The 18,076-nt window shown below is 38.3% G+C and carries 17 protein-coding genes and 1 pseudogene; 13 read left to right on the plus strand and 5 right to left on the minus strand.

What is annotated here, in order from left to right; all coding sequences use genetic code 11:
- The 13 genes from Q0L68_RS06780 to dprA all read left to right on the plus strand — a co-directional run.
- On the plus strand, positions 1-856 hold an 856-nt coding region (locus tag Q0L68_RS06780; protein WP_296701059.1), incomplete at its 5' end, for a VWA domain-containing protein.
- 1 nt (position 857) lies between these two features.
- A complete protein-coding gene (locus tag Q0L68_RS06785) occupies positions 858-1,502 on the plus strand; it encodes a hypothetical protein (RefSeq protein ID WP_296701061.1) in 645 nt (214 codons plus the stop codon).
- Positions 1,492-2,118, plus strand: a complete 627-nt coding sequence (locus Q0L68_RS06790; RefSeq protein WP_296701063.1) for a hypothetical protein — start codon at positions 1,492-1,494, stop codon at positions 2,116-2,118. Before Q0L68_RS06785 ends, Q0L68_RS06790 begins: the two co-directional genes overlap by 11 nt.
- 94 nt (positions 2,119-2,212) lie before the next feature.
- Positions 2,213-3,391: an acetyl-CoA C-acyltransferase gene (locus Q0L68_RS06795; protein WP_296701088.1), complete on the plus strand. Its 1,179-nt coding sequence runs from the start codon at positions 2,213-2,215 to the stop codon at positions 3,389-3,391.
- A gap of 57 nt (positions 3,392-3,448) precedes the next feature.
- Positions 3,449-4,531 carry a toxin-antitoxin system YwqK family antitoxin gene (locus Q0L68_RS06800; RefSeq protein WP_296701065.1) on the plus strand — a complete coding sequence of 361 codons (1,083 nt, stop codon included), beginning with the start codon at positions 3,449-3,451 and terminating at the stop codon, positions 4,529-4,531.
- A gap of 63 nt (positions 4,532-4,594) precedes the next feature.
- Positions 4,595-5,533 (plus strand): phosphoribosylaminoimidazolesuccinocarboxamide synthase, encoded by a 939-nt coding sequence (locus Q0L68_RS06805; protein WP_296701067.1) that lies wholly within the window; start codon positions 4,595-4,597, stop codon positions 5,531-5,533.
- A 14-nt stretch (positions 5,534-5,547) separates the two neighbouring features.
- Positions 5,548-5,928 carry an STAS domain-containing protein gene (locus tag Q0L68_RS06810; protein WP_296701069.1) on the plus strand — a complete coding sequence of 127 codons (381 nt, stop codon included), beginning with the start codon at positions 5,548-5,550 and terminating at the stop codon, positions 5,926-5,928.
- Complete coding sequence (locus Q0L68_RS06815) at positions 5,925-6,857, plus strand: ribonuclease Z (protein WP_296701071.1); 933 nt, start codon at positions 5,925-5,927, stop codon at positions 6,855-6,857. The genes Q0L68_RS06810 and Q0L68_RS06815 overlap by 4 nt, the downstream gene beginning before the upstream one ends.
- A complete protein-coding gene (locus Q0L68_RS06820) occupies positions 6,850-7,641 on the plus strand; it encodes a queuosine precursor transporter (protein WP_296701072.1) in 792 nt (263 codons plus the stop codon). The genes Q0L68_RS06815 and Q0L68_RS06820 overlap by 8 nt, the downstream gene beginning before the upstream one ends.
- A 204-nt stretch (positions 7,642-7,845) precedes the next feature.
- Positions 7,846-9,609: a DEAD/DEAH box helicase gene (locus Q0L68_RS06825; protein ID WP_296701074.1), complete on the plus strand. Its 1,764-nt coding sequence runs from the start codon at positions 7,846-7,848 to the stop codon at positions 9,607-9,609.
- 85 nt (positions 9,610-9,694) lie between these two features.
- Complete coding sequence (locus Q0L68_RS06830; RefSeq protein WP_296701076.1) at positions 9,695-10,399, plus strand: 16S rRNA (uracil(1498)-N(3))-methyltransferase; 705 nt, start codon at positions 9,695-9,697, stop codon at positions 10,397-10,399.
- A gap of 86 nt (positions 10,400-10,485) precedes the next feature.
- Positions 10,486-10,839 (plus strand): MerR family transcriptional regulator, encoded by a 354-nt coding sequence (locus Q0L68_RS06835; protein ID WP_296701077.1) that lies wholly within the window; start codon positions 10,486-10,488, stop codon positions 10,837-10,839.
- Positions 10,820-11,938, plus strand: a complete 1,119-nt coding sequence (dprA, locus tag Q0L68_RS06840; protein ID WP_296701079.1) for a DNA-processing protein DprA — start codon at positions 10,820-10,822, stop codon at positions 11,936-11,938. Before Q0L68_RS06835 ends, dprA begins: the two co-directional genes overlap by 20 nt.
- Here the strand turns inward: dprA and Q0L68_RS06845 are convergent.
- The 5 genes and pseudogenes from Q0L68_RS06845 to Q0L68_RS06865 all read right to left on the minus strand — a co-directional run.
- Positions 11,935-12,483 (minus strand): PepSY-associated TM helix domain-containing protein, encoded by a 549-nt coding sequence (locus Q0L68_RS06845; protein WP_296701081.1) that lies wholly within the window; start codon positions 12,481-12,483, stop codon positions 11,935-11,937. The genes dprA and Q0L68_RS06845 overlap by 4 nt on opposite strands.
- Positions 12,484-13,338, minus strand: a complete 855-nt coding sequence (locus tag Q0L68_RS06850; RefSeq protein WP_296701083.1) for a hydroxymethylglutaryl-CoA lyase — start codon at positions 13,336-13,338, stop codon at positions 12,484-12,486.
- A 132-nt stretch (positions 13,339-13,470) separates the two neighbouring features.
- On the minus strand, positions 13,471-14,424 hold the full coding sequence (metF, locus tag Q0L68_RS06855; protein WP_296701085.1) for a methylenetetrahydrofolate reductase [NAD(P)H]: 954 nt from the start codon (positions 14,422-14,424) through the stop codon (positions 13,471-13,473).
- Positions 14,421-17,117, minus strand: a pseudogene (gene metH, locus Q0L68_RS06860) (methionine synthase). The gene metF and the pseudogene metH overlap by 4 nt, the downstream one beginning before the upstream one ends.
- A gap of 4 nt (positions 17,118-17,121) precedes the next feature.
- Positions 17,122-18,076 (minus strand): homocysteine S-methyltransferase family protein (locus Q0L68_RS06865; RefSeq protein ID WP_296701086.1); only part of this gene is annotated, 955 nt, incomplete at its 5' end.

Consider the following 18,076-nt stretch of genomic DNA (forward strand, 5'->3'; position numbering starts at 1 on the left):
AGTTGAGAAAAGAAGACTATTTACGAAAATGGTTCTACGGACTACATATTTCGCTTTATTCCTTGTGGCATTTGCTGGACCATCAATTGGAACTTCTACAAAAGAGATAAAAGAAGAAGGCAAAGATATTTTCATTGCCGTGGATCTATCACAATCCATGAATGCTACTGATATCGGGCCTAATCGTCTTCAACGGGTGAAGTATGAATTGAAAGAGTTTACTAAGAGTTTCCCTTCTGATAGAATAGGATTGATCATTTTTAGTTCTGAGGCATTTTTGCAATGCCCCTTGACTTTTGACCAAAGCGTTCTACAACTTTACATTGATGGTCTAAATACAGGGCTTGTTCCAAACTTTGGTACAGATTTGAATGCACCTCTTAGAATAGCATTAGATAGATTTGAACAAGATGAGAGTCAAGAAGTCAAGTCAAAGTCAATTATCTTGATTTCTGACGGTGAGAACTTTGGAGATGGATTAGAAAGTATAGGCAGCCAACTAAATGATCTTGGAGTTAAGGTGTTTTCTTTAGGAATTGGTACCGAGACGGGAAGTACAATACCAAGGGGAAACGGAGTAGTTATTGATCCTCAGACTGGTCAACCAGCCAGAACTATTTTAGATAGGACTCCTTTACAGCAAATTGCAGCCGAAACAGATGGACAATACTTTGAAATCTCTGAGCAAGTTCAAGAAGTTGGAGATTTAATAAATCGACTTGAAAGATTAGAAGGTGGGGTTACTGGTTCTAGAATTGTTGAGGCATCTGCTAATAAATATTTTTATTTTCTACTTGCAGCATTAGCCTTATCTTTAATTGATATGATTTTACCAATTAAAACAATCAAGTTGTAGTATGTACTGGAGCAAAGTTTTATTGGCATTGTTGGTTTTAATTCCAAGTTCTTGGACGAGAGTATCTCGACTAAATTCAGCTATTGAAGAAGCCGAAGAGAGTTATTCAAAAACCGAATATGAATTATCAATAGAGAACCACTTAGGGTTAATTGAAAATTTCCAATATACTTCTTCAGAATTGGATTTTAATCTTGGATTGAGTTATCACTATGCTGAAAAACCTGATGAAGCGGCCGCTTCTTATGACAAAGCATCTATTTCTCCAAACAAAATGTTGTCCTCATTCGCTTTCAACCAATCCGGTGTTTTACTTGGAAATAAACAGGAATATGAAGCCGCATTGAATAAGTTTCAATCAGCTTTGATTAAAGATCCAACCAATGAGGTGGCAAGATATAATTACGAAATGCTTGCGCGATGGATGCAAAGAGATGAGGAGAGAAAAAATCAGGATCAAAATAAACCTGAACCATCGGAATTTGCGAAGCGTATGAAAGCGGAAGCAGATCGATTGGTAGAACAGTTCAGATTTAAGGATGCTTTGGCTTTGATGAATGAAGCTTTAGAGCAAGATGAAACTGTTGCCGCCTATCAGGAGTTTATAAGTAGTCTAACTGAAGTCACAGAAATCGATGAAAAATAAAATTCTATTACTTCTTAGTCTTTTTGCAGGAATGGCATTCGTGCAAGTAAAAGCTCAAACTGCCGGAGACTATTTTAATCGGGCAGCGAGATCTTATGTTAAAACAGAAAAAGAATTAGCTCTAAATACAGTAAATGAAGGCTTAGGTAAATATCCAAGTGATGCCAAACTTCAAGCTTTAAAAGAAAAACTAGAAAAAGAGCAGGAGGAAGATCAAGAAAAGCAACAGCAAAATGAAGATCCTCAACAAAACCAGGATCAACAGCAAAAAGACGAAAACCAAAAAGGTGAAGGCGAGCAGTCTGAGCAAGATCAACAGCAAAACGAACAAGGCGAAAAAACAGAGGAGGATAAGGCTAAAGAAGGTCAGGAAGGAAATCCTACAGAACAGACTCAAGATGAAGTTGGAGAAAATGCCAATGATCAAATGGACGCTAATTTGGCCGATCGTCAAAAAGCCATGGAGGAATTTAAAGAAAAGCTTAAAGCCATGAATTTAACTCCTGAGCAGGCGGCCCAAATTCTGGAAAGTATGAATGCGGCGGAACTCCGGTATATCCAACAGAATAAAAAGAAGCCCACCCAAAGACCAAAAAGAGGGATTCCTGATTGGTAAAATCATTGATGGATTTTTTTATTTCGACGTAAATAAGAAATCAAATAGTCCTAATCTCTCGGATTATCAATATCTCAAAACCCAAATAAACATGATCAAAGAAGTATATATAGTCTCAGCTGTAAGAACCCCACTTGGAAGCTTTGGGGGAAAGTTAGCTGGATTGACCGCAGTAGAATTAGGTAGTATTGCTATTAAAGGTGCCCTATCCAAAAGTGGTGTAAAGGCAGAAGACGTTCAGGAGGTTTTTATGGGAAACGTTATTTCCGCAAATCTTGGACAAGCACCAGCAAGACAGGCTTCCATTGGAGCTGGAATCGGTTATGACGTGCCTTGCACGACAGTTAATAAAGTTTGTGCATCCGGGATGAAAGCGGTGATGTTTGGAGCTCAATCTATCATGCTGGGTATCAATGACGTGGTTATTGCTGGCGGCATGGAAAGTATGTCCAACGTTCCCTTTTATGTACCAAAAGCAAGATTTGGTTATAAATATGGAAATGCAGAGTTTGTAGATGGGTTGGTAAAAGATGGCTTATTCGAAGTATATAATAAATTCCCCATGGGAAATTGTGCTGATAACACAGCCAAAGAAATGAATATCAGTAGAGAAGCTCAGGATGCTTACGCTATTCAATCCTATCAAAGATCCTCTGATGCTTGGGCAAAAGGATATTTTAAAGACGAAGTAGTACCTGTAGAAATGAGGGGAAGAAAAGGAGAAACCATCGTGATCGATGAAGATGAAGAATATAAGAATGTCATGTTCGACAAAATTCCTTCCCTCCGACCAGTTTTTGATAAAGAAGGAACCGTAACTGCTGCCAATGCCTCCACAATGAATGATGGAGCTTCTGCTTTACTTTTAGTGAGTAAAGAAAAAGCTGAGGCTTTAGGATTAAAACCTTTGGCGAAGATCAGAGGATTTGCTGATGCAGCTAAAGATCCTCTTTGGTTTACCACAGCTCCTGCTTTGGCCATTCCAAAAGCAATCAAACATGCAGGCCTGACCAGTGAAGATATTGACTTCTACGAAATCAATGAGGCTTTTTCAGCTGTTGCTTTGGCTAATCAAAAAGAGTTGAACTTGGATAATGATAAAATTAATGTCTTTGGAGGAGCTGTGTCATTAGGTCACCCACTTGGTGCTTCAGGTGCAAGAATCATTAGTACTTTAAATTCTGTTCTTCATCAGAAAAATGCAAAATTTGGCGTAGCTGGAATTTGTAATGGAGGTGGGGGTGCATCCGCGATAGTCATCGAAAAACTTTAAAATCAAATCATTAAATTCCGCAAGCCAAAATGTCTTGCGGTTTCTTTTTACAAAGAAATGAAAGTCTATTTCCTCTTATTAGTTTCCTTCCTTTCGTTGAGCTCTGTTCTTGGGCAAGATACTGTACGGACCTATTATGAAGGTGATTTTCCAATTTTGAAAGAAGTCTTAGTGAAAATAAATGGCCTTGCCCAAGGGGAAGTTCGAAGGTTTGACGAAGATGGAAATTTGATTCAAATCGGGAATTTAGTAGACGACAAAAAAGATGGTTTTTTTTATGATTTGAATCCATTTAATGGAGATACGACCCGAATCACCCAGTTTGTAAATAATGTGAGAACTGGCCCGAGTAAAAGTTTCTACCCAAATGGAAAGATCCGTCAGGAATTGACTTATGAATCCAATCAAATACAAGGTTTGGTCTTGACTTTTTGGGCTAGTGGACAACTTCAAGACAGAACAGTTTTTAAAAATAACAAACCGCATGGATTGAGTGAGAAATACTTTGAAAATGGAGTACTTGCATCAAAGATCAATTATACTGAAGGGACTTTAGATGGATCATATGAGGAGTTTTTCGAAGATGGAACGCCTCAAATAGTTTCTAATTACCTAACTGGAGATTTAGATGGCCGGGAAACCGTTTATTTTCCCAATGGAGAAATTGAAGCGATCAGGGATTTCAAAAAAGGAGAACTCCATGGAGTCTATGAACTCAATTATCCAAGCGGAAAAGCCTTAAGGCGAAGTAACTATAAAAAAGGTCTTCCAGAGGGCGAGTTAAAAGTTTACTATGAAACTGGAGAGTTGAAAGAAAAAGGCCTTTTCAAAAAAGGAATTCCAGTTATCCCTTATGAGGAATATTATAAATCCGGAAAACTAAAGGCCAAAAGGACATTCGATAATCAAGGAAATGCCTTAAAAGAAATTACCTATTTCGAAAATGGTCAGGTAAACTTTGAACTGAATTACGTTAATGGGCAACTAGAGGGAGAAACCAAAATATATCGAGAAGATGGTTCTATTGAAGAAATCCGCCGTTATAATAAAGGTGATATTGTAGGCAAACAGGAATTCTATGATAAGGATGGAAATCTGATTAGAATTGAGAACAATGAAAAAAGCTTTCAAAAATTATAAATATTAAAATTGTGAGAAACAGAAAGGCAAAGCTTTTTCTATTTTTGCCAAAACTGAATTAGTATGAGCAACGCGATAAAAGAAACTCAATTCCAATTCCCAGGTCAAATCGGGTTTTATAAAGGAAAAGTCAGAGACGTGTATATTTTCGAAAAAGAACTCGTCGTAGTTGCTTCAGATAGAATTTCTGCTTTTGATGTGGTTTTACCAAAACCTATTCCTTATAAAGGCCAAGTTTTAAATCAGATAGCTGCAAAATTCCTTTCCGCCACGTCAGACATCGTACCTAATTGGGTGACGGCTACACCTGACCCAAATGTCACCATTGGTAAAAAATGCGAACCATTTAAGGTAGAAATGGTAATCAGAGGTTACATGGCAGGTCATGCAGCAAGAGAATATAAACTGGGTAAAAGGATGCTATGCGGAGTTGATCTTCCGGAAAACATGCGCGAAAACGACCCTTTCCCTGAGCCAATTATCACACCGACTACGAAAGCTTCAGAAGGACATGATGAAGACATTTCAAAAGAGGCTATTTTGGAACAAGGAATTGTTAGTCCCGAAGATTATGCAGTTTTAGAAAAATACACTCGCGCACTTTTCCAAAGAGGTCAAGAAATGGCTTCTGAAATGGGTTTAATCTTGGTTGACACCAAATATGAATTTGGTAAATTTGGGGATGAAATTCTCCTTATTGATGAAATTCATACACCAGATTCCTCCCGTTATTTCTATGCACAAGGCTATGAAGAAAATCAGGATAAAGGTTTACCTCAAAAACAATTATCAAAAGAATTTGTAAGACAGTGGCTTATCGCAAATGGATTCCAAGGCAAAGAAGGTCAAACTGTGCCAGAAATGACAGATGAAATTGTAGAAAGCATCTCAGATCGTTATATTGAGCTTTTTGAAAAAATTACTGGTGAAAAATTTCAAAAAGCAGAAACAAACGAAATTTCCAATAGAATAGAAAAAGCAATACTCGCCCACTTGGGCTAACCTTTAAAAATGATATGAAATATTCAATAGATAAAAAAGAACAATATGTCGTTTTCTCCCCTCAAGAAGAGAAAATAGATTCCTTAATTGCCCCAGCCCTGAAATCAGAAATTCTGACCATTCATGCCGAAGGATATCCTCATATGGTACTTGATTTAAGTGCTGTTAAGTATGTAGATTCCAGCGGATTAAGTGCTCTCTTAGTTGGAGATCGTGAATTCGGTAGAAATGGAGGGATTTTCGTGATTTCAGGAATTCAGGATCATGTTCTGAAACTTCTCAAAATCTCCATGCTTGATAAAAAACTTAATCTTGTCAGCACACTTGAAGAGGCTGGAGAGGCAATCTTTATGCATGAAATTGAAAGTGGTGAAGAAGAAGAGGAGGAAGATTGATTCCAGACTTTGAAGTCACCATTTTAGGAAATACCTCTTCCATTCCTGTGCATGGGAGAAACCATACTTCCCAAGTTATCCGTTTTGGCCAGGAGCTTTTGCTCCTGGACTGCGGAGAGGGAACCCAAATGCAACTCCGGAAGTACAAAATTAAATCTTCACGGATTTCACATATTTTTATCAGTCACCTTCATGGTGATCATTATTTAGGCTTAATTGGTCTACTCTCCTCTTACAACCTTGCTAAAAGAACCAAAGAAATCACTATCTATGGACCTCAAGGGTTGGACGAAATTATTACCACAAATTTTAGATGGAGCAACACTAAACTGGGTTATCCACTGAATTTCATTCAAACGAATCCTGATGGCAACCATGTTTTGATGGAAGATGGCCTTTTCAGTGTTTCAAGTTTCCCATTAAAGCATAGATTACCCACAACTGGATTTTTGATTAGTGAAAAACCCGGACCCAGAAATCTTATCAAAACAAAATTGGAAGAAAATCCAATTTCCCTAGATGCAATCAAATCACTTCGAAACGGTATTGACTTTCAGGAATCGGATGGTCGATTGATCAAAGTATCCGAGTATGCTTATCCTCAGCCAGCATTGAGGAAATACGCATTTTGCTCTGACACTATTTTCGATCCCGATTTAAAAAAATATATTTTGAAAGTAGATCTACTGTATCATGAGTCTACTTTTCTAACAGCTGATGAAAATAGAGCTGCAGAAACTTTTCACAGTACTGGAGCTCAGGCCGCAAAAATTGCTTCCATTTCCCATGTAAAGAGCTTATTATTAGGACATTTTTCTTCAAGATATGTACAACTGGATGAAATGCTTTCCGAAGCCGCAGATGTATTTCCCAATTGCATTATCAGTGAAGAAGGTCAAACTTATCCTATAATACCCGCCCATGAATAAATCCCAAAGTTCTCGCAAAACAAACCTGTTTATGGTATTAGGTGGCATCTTTTTGACAAATGCTATCCTTGCAGAAATTATCGGAGTAAAGATTTTTTCAGGAGAAAAAACTTTGGGTTTCCAGCCTGTTAACTGGACTTTTTTTGGAGAATTTGTATTGGACTTTAATCTAACTGCCGGAGCGATTATTTGGCCTGTAGTATTTATCACAACGGATATTATCAATGAGTATTTTGGGAAAAAAGGAGTTCGGAAAATTAGTTTTCTTACCGCAGGATTAATTGCTTACGCCTTCCTAGTCATTATGGTCGTAACTCGACTTGTTCCCGCTGATTTTTGGCTTGACGTTAATTCAGAAACCCCAACAGGAGGAAGTTTTGATATTAATTATGCCTTCAATACCATTTTTCGTCAAGGTGGAGGTATCATTATTGGATCTTTAACTGCTTTCCTTTTGGGTCAATTAATAGATGTGTATGTTTTCCAAAAATTAAGGGCAGTCACTGGTGAAAAAATGATTTGGTTGAGAGCGACAGGTTCCACTTTTGTTTCCCAATTCATTGATTCTTTTGTCGTGTTAGGAATTGCTTTTTACATTTTTGGAAATTGGAGTTTGAGCCAAATCATTGCTGTTGGGATCATGAATTACATTTATAAATTTACAGTTGCTATTGTATTGACACCTCTTTTATACGTCGGGCATGGAATGATTGATAAATATTTAGGAAAAGAATTGGCAGAAGAAATGATTACCGAGGCTTCAAAAGACAGGTCATTTATCTAAAAACCAAATATTTTTCTTCTCAGCCCTAATATTTTTACAGTTAGTTTTATAAACTTTTGAATAAAGCTTTGTTTTCAAAATAATTTATTCTACTTTTGCACCGTCAATAAGACAAATAACAATTTTTCTGAGCCGTGAAATCCTTACTGTCGCTTGTCTGGGATAATCACTAGGAGTACATGGCAAGAAAAGTAAGGACACATCATGGAAAATACACTCAAGTTCTCCGACTTGGGAATTTCTGCGGAAATTCTTAAGTCAGTGGAAGAGATGGGCTATACCCAACCTTCCGAAATTCAATCACAAGCTATTCCTTTCGTATTGCAAGGTAGAGATGTCATCGGACAGGCTCAGACCGGTACTGGAAAGACTGCAGCTTTTGCTATTCCTATCATTGATTTGGTAGATTCAGAATTAAATCATCCTCAAGCTATTATTCTTTGCCCAACTCGTGAACTTGCTGTTCAAGTGGAAGGTGAAATCCAGAAGCTTGCTAAGTTCCACAGAAGAATTAATTCAGTTGCCATTTATGGTGGTGAATCAATCGACAGACAAATTAGAGTACTTAGAAAAGGCGTTCAGATTGTAGTAGGTACTCCAGGTCGTGTGCAAGATCACATCAACCGTGGTACTTTGAAGCTGGATAATGCTGGAATCATCGTTTTGGATGAGGCAGACGAAATGCTAGACATGGGCTTTAGGGATGATATTGAAGCGATTTTGCAGGAAATGCCAGAAGAAAGACAGACAGTTTTCTTCTCAGCTACCATGGCAAAGCCAATTCTTGATCTTACCAGGAAATATCAAAACAACCCAGAAATTATCAAGGTTGCCAAAAAAGAATTAACTGTTGATTTAATTGAGCAGGTTTATTACGAGGTTAAGAATTCTATGAAAATGGATTTGATGGCTCGATTGATGACCGTTAATAATTATGCATTAAGTGTGGTCTTCTGTAATACAAAGCGTATGACAGATGAAGTGACTGAAACTTTAGGTTCTAAAGGAATCCTTGCAGAAGCACTACATGGTGATCTTTCTCAAGCACAACGCGACAAAGTAATGGGCAAATTCAGAAAAGGACTATGCACTGTGCTAGTTGCTACTGATGTAGCCGCAAGAGGAATTGATGTGGATAATGTTGAAGCAGTATTCAACTATGATCTGCCTTTAGATGAGGAGTATTATGTACACCGAATTGGTAGAACAGGACGTGCTGGTAAATCAGGGACTGCTATCAACTTTGTATCTGGAAGAAGAGATGCAATGAAAGTTCGTGACCTAGAGCGTTTCACGAAAGCTACAATCAATAAAATGTCTCCTCCATCTGTGGCGGACTTGATCGAATTGAAGAAAGCTCAGTTAGTAAAAGACGTACATAGAGTTCTTAGTAAAGAAGAGGACAATCAAATTTTTGAAGCAACTGTTGGTCAATTATTGACTGAAGGGTTATCGATCGAGCAAATTGCACTTGGTTTGATAAAACTTCAAATGGGAGATGCTGTCAAAGAAATGAGAGAAAAAGATTTCAGCTTGGATTCTTATGGAGACAGAAGAAGAGAAGGTGGACGTGAAGGAGGTCGAGATAGATTCAGCAGAGGTGAAAGAGGCGGAAGCGATAGATTTAGTCGAGGAGAAAGAAGTGAAAGAGGTGAAAGGGGTGCAAGAAGAGAAGGTGGACGTGAAGCAAGTAGAGAAGGAGGAAGAAGACCTGAGAGAGTAAGAGAAGCTAACATGGCTCGTCTTTTCATCAATCTTGGAAAAAGAGATAGAATCCGTCCTAATGATATCGTAGGAGCTATCGCCGGTGAGGCAGGTGTTCCAGGAAGATCAATCGGAGGAATAGATATTTATGATAACTTTTCTTTTGTAGATGTGCCACAGAAAGATGCAGATCATGTAATCAAAGTCATGAAGCACAATACTATCAAAGGGAAAACCGTTAATATGGAGATCTCCAAAGGTTAATTTGATTAAAAGGTTTTTTTGGTTAAAGCACATTTCTAAATAGAAATGTGCTTTTTTTATTTGTCCTAGTTTTTAATTTTGATTTATGCAGCTATTCTTTCAGGAAAATATCACTCCACCCCTGATCACCTTAGAACCAGATGAGTCCAAGCACTTAACTCGAGTATTAAGAAAAAAAATTGGAGACCATGTGTCTATTACCAATGGACATGGAGAAGTTTTTGAATGCGTAATTCAAGAGGCGGATCAGAAAAAAACCATCTTAAAAGTTCTCAATTCCTCCGTGATTCCTGAGGATGGTTTCCATATTCATTTGGTCATTGCGCCAACCAAAAGCCCTGATAGAATGGAATGGATGGTAGAGAAAATTACTGAACTCGGCATTCATGAAATCACTCTGATTGAATCTATGAATTCAGAAAGGAGTTTCCTGAAAACAGAGCGTTTAGAAAAGAAAATAATCTCGGCTTGTAAACAAAGTTTGAAATTTAGAATTCCAAGTCTCCATCCTATTGCCAAACTGGATGATATTTTGACTTCGAATAGTTTTCTTGAATACCAAAAGTTTATTGCATATGTGGATGAACATCATGACTTTCATCTTTTTGATCGAGCCAAACCCAGTGGAAAATATCTGATTTTGATAGGACCTGAAGGAGATTTTGACCCGAAAGAGATAGAAAAAGCGATTGCCAATAACTTTATGCCAGTCTCTTTGGGTAAAAGTAGGCTGAGAACAGAAACCGCAGGATTAGCTGCAGTACAGATTCTACAAGTACTAAACCGCTAATTTTTCCGTTTTTTTTCCAAAGGTTAAAGGGATACTTAAAGATTCTAAGTCAATTTGATTATTTTAGTGTTTAATAAATTTTTAAGGTGCCGTACAAAGAGCGAGAAATAGAGAAAAAATATTATTCCATAGGTGAAGTTGCCCAGATTTTCAAAGTGGCTCCCTCACTTATCCGATATTGGGAAGGTGAATTTGATATCATTCATCCGAAGAAGGATAAAAAAGGCAATCGCCGCTATGTGAAAGATGATATTGAAAAAATCCGATATATCTACCATTTAGTAAAAGAGAAAGGATACACGCTTCAAGGCGCTCAGGAAGTTATCAAATCAGGAAAAGAACAAGGATTTGATAAAGTTGCAGCCGTTCAAAAGTTGCAACAAATCAAAGATTTTTTAATAAATATCCGGGATGAATTCAATGCAAAATCCGACTCATGAGGAACTAAGATATTTTATTGCGCTTTGGTCTGCCCCTAAAATAGGGCCAGGAATCATCAAAGCAATTATTGCATATTCTGGTTCTGCCAAACGATTTTTTGAACTACCAAAAGGCAAAGCTGCCAAAACTCCACGAGTGGGTGAAAAACTCTTAGAACTCAGAAATCAGGAAAAATCCCTCTTAAAAAAAGCCGATGAACTCATTAACCAATGTCAGATCAAAGGCTATCGTATTATTACATCACTTCATTCTGATTTTCCTCAGCGACTGAAATCACAGGAAGATAGTCCGGCATTACTTTTCACGCAGGGTAATTCGGAATTCAATGTGGAACGTACTATTGGGATTGTGGGGACTCGAAGCGCCACAAGTTATGGAAAGAGTTCTACCAGAAAAATAGTGGAAGATCTGGCGGTATACAATCCAACCATTATCTCTGGACTTGCCTACGGAATTGATATTGAAGCACATCGAGCAGCTCTTCAGTCTAACCTCCCCACTTTGGCTATCATGGGTTCTCCTATCGGACAAATTTACCCGGCGATACATAAAAAAACTGCCATGGAATTGATGGAAAAAGGAGCTATTGTCAGTGAATATGCACCGGGTAGCAGTATGACCCCCGGGAATTTTCCCGCAAGAAACAGAATCATTGCAGGACTTTCTGATGCGTTAATTGTGGTGGAAGCCGCAGAAAAAGGAGGGGCTTTAATCACAGCAGAAATCGCTTATTCTTACGATAAGGAAGTTTTTGCTGTGCCGGGCAATCTTCAATCTTCCTTCAGCGAAGGTTGTAATCAGTTGATCAAGCGAATGAAAGCCAGCATTTATACAGGACCAAATGATATAGCTGAAGCATTATCTTGGAGCAAACCAGGTGAAGTAAAAGCAAAAAAACCTGTTCTGAACCTTGATTCCCGAGAACCGGAGGATGCTTCTATTTTAAGACTATTAATAGAAAAGGGTGAAGCAGAAATTGACCAGATCAGCATTTCTACTGATATTCCTTTGGGAATTCTCTCTTCAAAATTGCTATCACTGGAGTTTGAAGGAATTGTTAAATCCCTACCTGGTAAGAAATATAAATTGCTCGGTTAGGATTGCTTCAATCTCCTAATCCTCTTTGGAAAATACCAAAGGTAAAATCCACTAATACTCATCAAAATCAAGCCCAAAGAGGTTAAAGTAGAATAGGTTAATTTTGCTCCCTCCTCACCTGTCCAATAATAATCCACAATACTACCATCATGCACTTTTTCGATCCAATCGGAATGTCTTGTTTCAATTGATAAAACTTCCCCGGAAAACCCGTCAAGTTGCACTTCAGTAAAATGGGTCTTAAAAGTAACTTTGGCAATGCCTTTATCGGGTCTGATATCGATTCGATCTACTTCAGGATCCAGCCCAAGCTTTTTCATTTCATGTTCTCCAATTTGCACCATTTCTGAGGGCAAAACCCAGGTCCCGTTTTCCACCTGCGTTTTAAGCGTTGGCGGTAACAATTCAGCTTTTTTCTTCCATGCCAACAAAATCGAAGTAATCCCAATGATCAAAAAGAAAACAATCAAAGGAAGACCAAGCCAACGATGAAAAACGCGGTAAAGTCGTAATGCTTTTACTTTGGATTTGATTTTATCTGCCATTTATACTTCAGTAAAAACAAACTGGGTCAATTTCATAGCTTCCTTTAGTTCTGATTTATTGAGTTGTAAGTCATGTCCAGATGATTCCAAAACTTTGATCATTACTTCGGTTGCCATATTTCCGACCAACTCATCTTTTGCCATCGGGCATCCTCCAAAACCATTCAAAGCCCCATCGAATCTATTGCACCCGCCATTTAAGCCCGCTAAAACCTTTTCTTCGATCGTATCTAAGGTGCTATGGAGATGCGCTCCAAATTCAATGTGTGGAAAAGATTGGGTTTGAACCTCAAATAATTTGCTGATCAATCCAGGATCTGCTATTCCAATTGTATCCGAAAGAGAAATGATTTTTACTCCTAATTGATCCAGCTTCTCTACAAATCCTGCCACCAAATCCGGAGAATAATCATCCCCATAAGGATTACCAAAACCCATACTTAAGTAAGTAACCAAACTCTTTCCTTTTACCTCACAGAGGTTTTGGATTTCCTCCAATTCAATAAATGCCTCTTGAATCGTTTTATTGGTATTCCTTTTTTGAAAAGTTTCTGAAACGGACAATGGAAAACCCAAATAATCAATTTCTTGAAAATGACAGGCATCTTCTGCTCCCCTTACATTGGCAACAATAGCCAAAAGCTTTGATTTGGAATGATGCAAATCCAAAAGACTTAAGACCTCTTCAGTGTCTTTCATTTGCGGAATTGCCTTGGGACTCACAAAACTCCCAAAATCTATGGTATCGAAACCTACCTCAAGTAGCTGGTTGATATAAGCTGCTTTAATAGCAGTATCAATGAAATGAGGAATTCCCTGCATTGCATCACGAGGGCATTCGATTAATTTAATCATGGACAAATTTACTAAAGTTAATTAAGGCAAGTATTGAAAATTATTTAAACATGAGCTTTCCACTTTTGAGATAGCTCAAAAAAAACCCACCAATTTTGGTGGGTTTCTTTATTTGAGTACAATAATTATTTATCAGAAAACTTCTTTGGCAATAGCATAAGTAGTTCCTGCTTTGCTCATGGTGTAGAAATGTAATGAAGGAACCTTTGCCTTAATCAACTCTTTACACTGCTGAATGGACCATTCAATTCCAACCTCTCTAACTTCAGCATTTGTCTTACACTTTTCTAATTCATCCATTAGGGGATCAGGCAAGTCTAAAAAGAAGGTTCGCGGCAACATAGTTATTTGACCCATAGTCGTGATCGGTTTAATGCCAGGAATAATAGGAACGGTAATTCCTGCTTCCCGAACTTGATCTACAAACTCGAAGTATTTTTGATTATCAAAAAACATCTGTGTAACGATGTACTCTGCACCCTTCTCAACTTTCTCCTTCAACCTTTTTAAATCAAATTTCATTGAAGGAGCCTCAAAATGTTTCTCGGGGTACCCTGCAACTCCAATACAAAAATCAGTATGAAAACTGGCTTCTGTTTCTTCATGCAAGTACTTACCATTGTTCATCCTTACAATCTGCTCCACTAATTCACTCGCATAGTTATGCCCGTTTGGTTCTGGAATAAATTTTCCTTCAGTTTTTGGAGCATCTCCCCGAAGTGCCAACACATTTTCAACCCCAATAAAATTCAAATCAATCAGTGCATTTTCTGTTTCCTCCTGAGTAAATCCTCCACAAAGTAAATGTGGCACGGCATCTATATGAAATCTATTCATGATTGCAGCGCAAATCCCAACCGTTCCCGGTCGCTTTTTGGTGCTGATTCTTTCAAGTAAACCATTGGGATGTTTCTTGTAAATATATTCCTCTCTATGGTAGGTTACATCTACAAAAGGCGGTTTAAATTCCATTAATGGTGAAATTCCTTCTAAAAGTTCTTTTAAGCTTTGACCTTTTAAAGGAGGTAAGATTTCATATGAAAAAAGCGTATCATTCGCGTTTTTCAAGTGTTCTGTTATTTTCATATGGGTTGAGAAGCAAGGTTAAGTTTAGGCTGATAAGCCAAATTTGGAGATAGCAATTTCTCTGCTTCTTTAAGAGAAATTCCTTTTCTCTCAGCATAATTTGCCACTTGGTCTTCTCCAATTTTACCTAATCCAAAATACTTACTATTTGGATTAGCAAAATAAAATCCAGAAACGGAGGACGTTGGATACATGGCATAGCTAGATGTAAGAGTGATTCCAACATTCTTTTCCATTTCCAGCAATCTTGCAATTTCCTCTTTTTCCGAATGCTCAGGACAAGCTGGATATCCAGGCGCTGGACGGATTCCTAAATATTCCTCACGAATCAATGAATCATTGGTTAAATCTTCCTGTTTAGAATAACCCCAATAGTCTTTTCTCACTAATTCATGAATATATTCAGCTGCCGCTTCCGCCAATCTATCAGCCAATGCCTTAAATAGGATATCATTATAATCATCTCCGGCCTTTTGGAATTCAGCAAGTTTAGACTCCATACCTGTACCTGCTGTAACCGCAAAACATCCCAAATAATCAATTTCTTTAGGATGGATATAATCTGCCAAAGATCGATTTGGCACTCCTTTTCCTTTCTTTCCCTGTTGCCTCAGGAAGTGAAATTTTCCAACTTTTTCTCCTCCTTGATTTATAACAAAGGCATCATCCTCCACCCTTTTCACTGGATATATTCCAAATACGGCATTTGCAGAAAGCCATTTTTCAGAAATCAATTTATCCAGCATTTGATTTGCATCGGCAAAAAGCTTCTTGGCTTCCTCACCCACGATTGGATCTTCCAAAATCTTAGGATATCGTCCACTGAGCATCCAAGTACTGAAAAAAGGTGTCCAGTCGATGTATTTTCTTAAAATATTTAGATCTAGATTTTCTAAAACTGTATTCCCTAATTGCTTTGGCTTTACGGGAGTAAATTGTTTCCAATCTATTTCTGTAGGATTCGCTTTAGCTTCCTCATACGTTACCAATTGCTTCACTGCTTGCCTTGCTTCATGCTCTACCCTTAATTGTGCATAGGTTTCTTTGATTTTGAGCCTGTAGGAATCCTTAGTTTCTAAAGATATTGCCTCCCCTGCTATTGGAACAGATTTACTGGCATCTGTGACGTGAACGACCGTCCCACTGTAAACCGGATCGATTTTAACCGCAGTATGAATTCTTGAAGTAGTAGCTCCGCCGATTAACAATGGAATTTTCAATCCTTGACGTTCCATTTCCGAGGCTACATTCACCATTTCGTCCAATGAGGGAGTAATCAAACCACTCAATCCGATAATGTCCACATCATTTTTGATGGCTTCATCAATGATCTTTTGAGCATCTACCATGACACCCAAATCAATAATCTGGTAACTATTGCAGGCCAAAACCACACCTACGATATTCTTGCCAATATCATGAACATCGCCTTTTACGGTCGCCATGAGTACTTTTTTCAAAGAACTTTTCTCTTGACCTTCCTCGGGCAAAGGCATAAAGGGCTCTAGATAAGCTACTGCCTTTTTCATCACTCGGGCAGATTTCACCACTTGAGGAAGAAACATTTTGCCTTCACCAAACAAGTCCCCAACTACATTCATTCCGTCCATTAGTGGCCCCTCAATTACTTTTAGAGGATTGTTCAATTCTAATCTAGCTGCCTCCGTATCCTCGATAATAAAATCCAAAATACCTTTCACTAAAGCATGTTCTATTCTCTTTGAAACTGGATCAGATCTCCAAGCTTCGTTGATAACCTCTTTTTTACCAGAAACCTTTACGGTCTCAGCAAAATCCAGAAGCCTTTCTGTGGCATCTTCTCTCCTATCAAAAAGAACATCTTCCACCCGTTATAAAAGATCCTTTGGAATATCATCATAAACCTCAAGCATGGTCGGGTTTACAATACCCATATCCATTCCGTGATGAATTGCATGGTACAAAAAAGCCGCATGCATGGCTTCTCTGACAGGATTATTTCCCCGAAAAGAAAAACTAACGTTACTTACACCTCCACTAACTTTTGCTCCGGGAAGATTTTTTTTGATCCATTTGGTAGCCAAAAAGAAATCCAGTGCATTTTTTCGGTGCTCATCCATCCCAGTTGCCACAGGGAATATGTTGGGGTCAAATATGATATCCTGCGGATTGAATTTCACAACATCAACTAAAACCCGATAACTCCGCTCGCAGATTTCGATTCTTCGCTCATAAGTATCTGCTTGCCCATCCTCATCAAAAGCCATGACCACTACAGCAGCACCAAATTTCTTGATTGTCTTTGCCTGATTTATAAATTCTTCCTCACCATTTTTTAAGGAAATGGAATTGACAATTCCTTTGCCCTGAATACACTTCAAACCAGCCAGAATGATCGCCCATTTTGAACTGTCTATCATGATGGGGATTCTACTTATTTCTGGTTCAGATGCAATGAGATTAAGATACTTCACCATAGCAAACTCACCATCCAGCATCCCTTCATCCATACAGACATCCAATACTTGAGCTCCACCTCTCACTTGGTCCAAAGCTACATCCAAAGCCTCATCGTATTGACCATTCAGAATCAGTCTGGCGAATTTCTTTGAACCAGTTATATTGGTTCTTTCCCCAATATTGACAAAGTTAATTTCGGGTGTCAAAACCAATGGTTCTAGCCCTGATAGTTTCATATATTGCTTTGTTGCCATCTCCTCAGTCCAGTGTTTCTTCTACTTCTTCTTGTTCTAATTTTCTCGGTTGAAAGCCTTCAGAAAGCTTTGCTAAAGCTGCAATATGCTCCGGAGTGGTCCCGCAACACCCTCCTAGTATATTCAGCATTCCTTCCTTTAAAAAATCTCTTACTTGATCTGCCATTTCATTTGCTCCTTGGTCATAGGCTCCAAATTCATTTGGTAAGCCTGCATTAGGATAAGCGCTCACATAAAAAGGTGCTTTTCTTGCCAATACTTTTAGATAAGGCCTCAATTCTTTAGCTCCCAATGCACAATTCAAGCCCACTGATAACAATGGCACATGCGAAATAGAAATTAAAAAAGCCTCTGTTGTTTGACCCGAAAGGGTTCTGCCCGAAGCATCTGTAATTGTGCCTGAAACCATAATAGGAATCCCTCCATCTTTTGGATCCAAAGGAAGTCCGCGTTCTTCAAATACATCTTGTATTGCATAAAGGGCCGCCTTTGCATTCAGAGTATCAAAAATCGTTTCTACCAATAAAATATCAGAACCTCCATCAAGTAATCCTCTCACTTGTTCAGCATAAGCAGATGCTAATTGATCAAAGGTAATAGCTCTATAACCAGGATCGTTGACATCTGGAGAAAGTGACGCTGTTCTATTCGTTGGACCAATTGCACCGGCTACAAACCTTGGTTTGTCTGGGTTCTTGGCAGAAAATTCATCTGCAATTTCCCTAGCTATTTTAGCGGACTCAAAATTGATAGAGTATGCCAAATGAGCCAATCCATAATCTTCCTGAGCAATGGAAGTTCCAGAGAAAGTATTGGTTTCAATGATATCTGCTCCTGCTTCCATGTACTCAGCATGAATAGCCTGGATAATATCCGGACGGCTGAGAGATAACAAATCGTTATTTCCTTTTAATGCTTTTGGATGATTGGCCAATTCAGGAGTTCTAAAATCTTCTTCC

The organism is Algoriphagus sp. (assembly GCF_024642405.1).
Classification (GTDB): Bacteria; Bacteroidota; Bacteroidia; order Cytophagales; family Cyclobacteriaceae; genus Algoriphagus.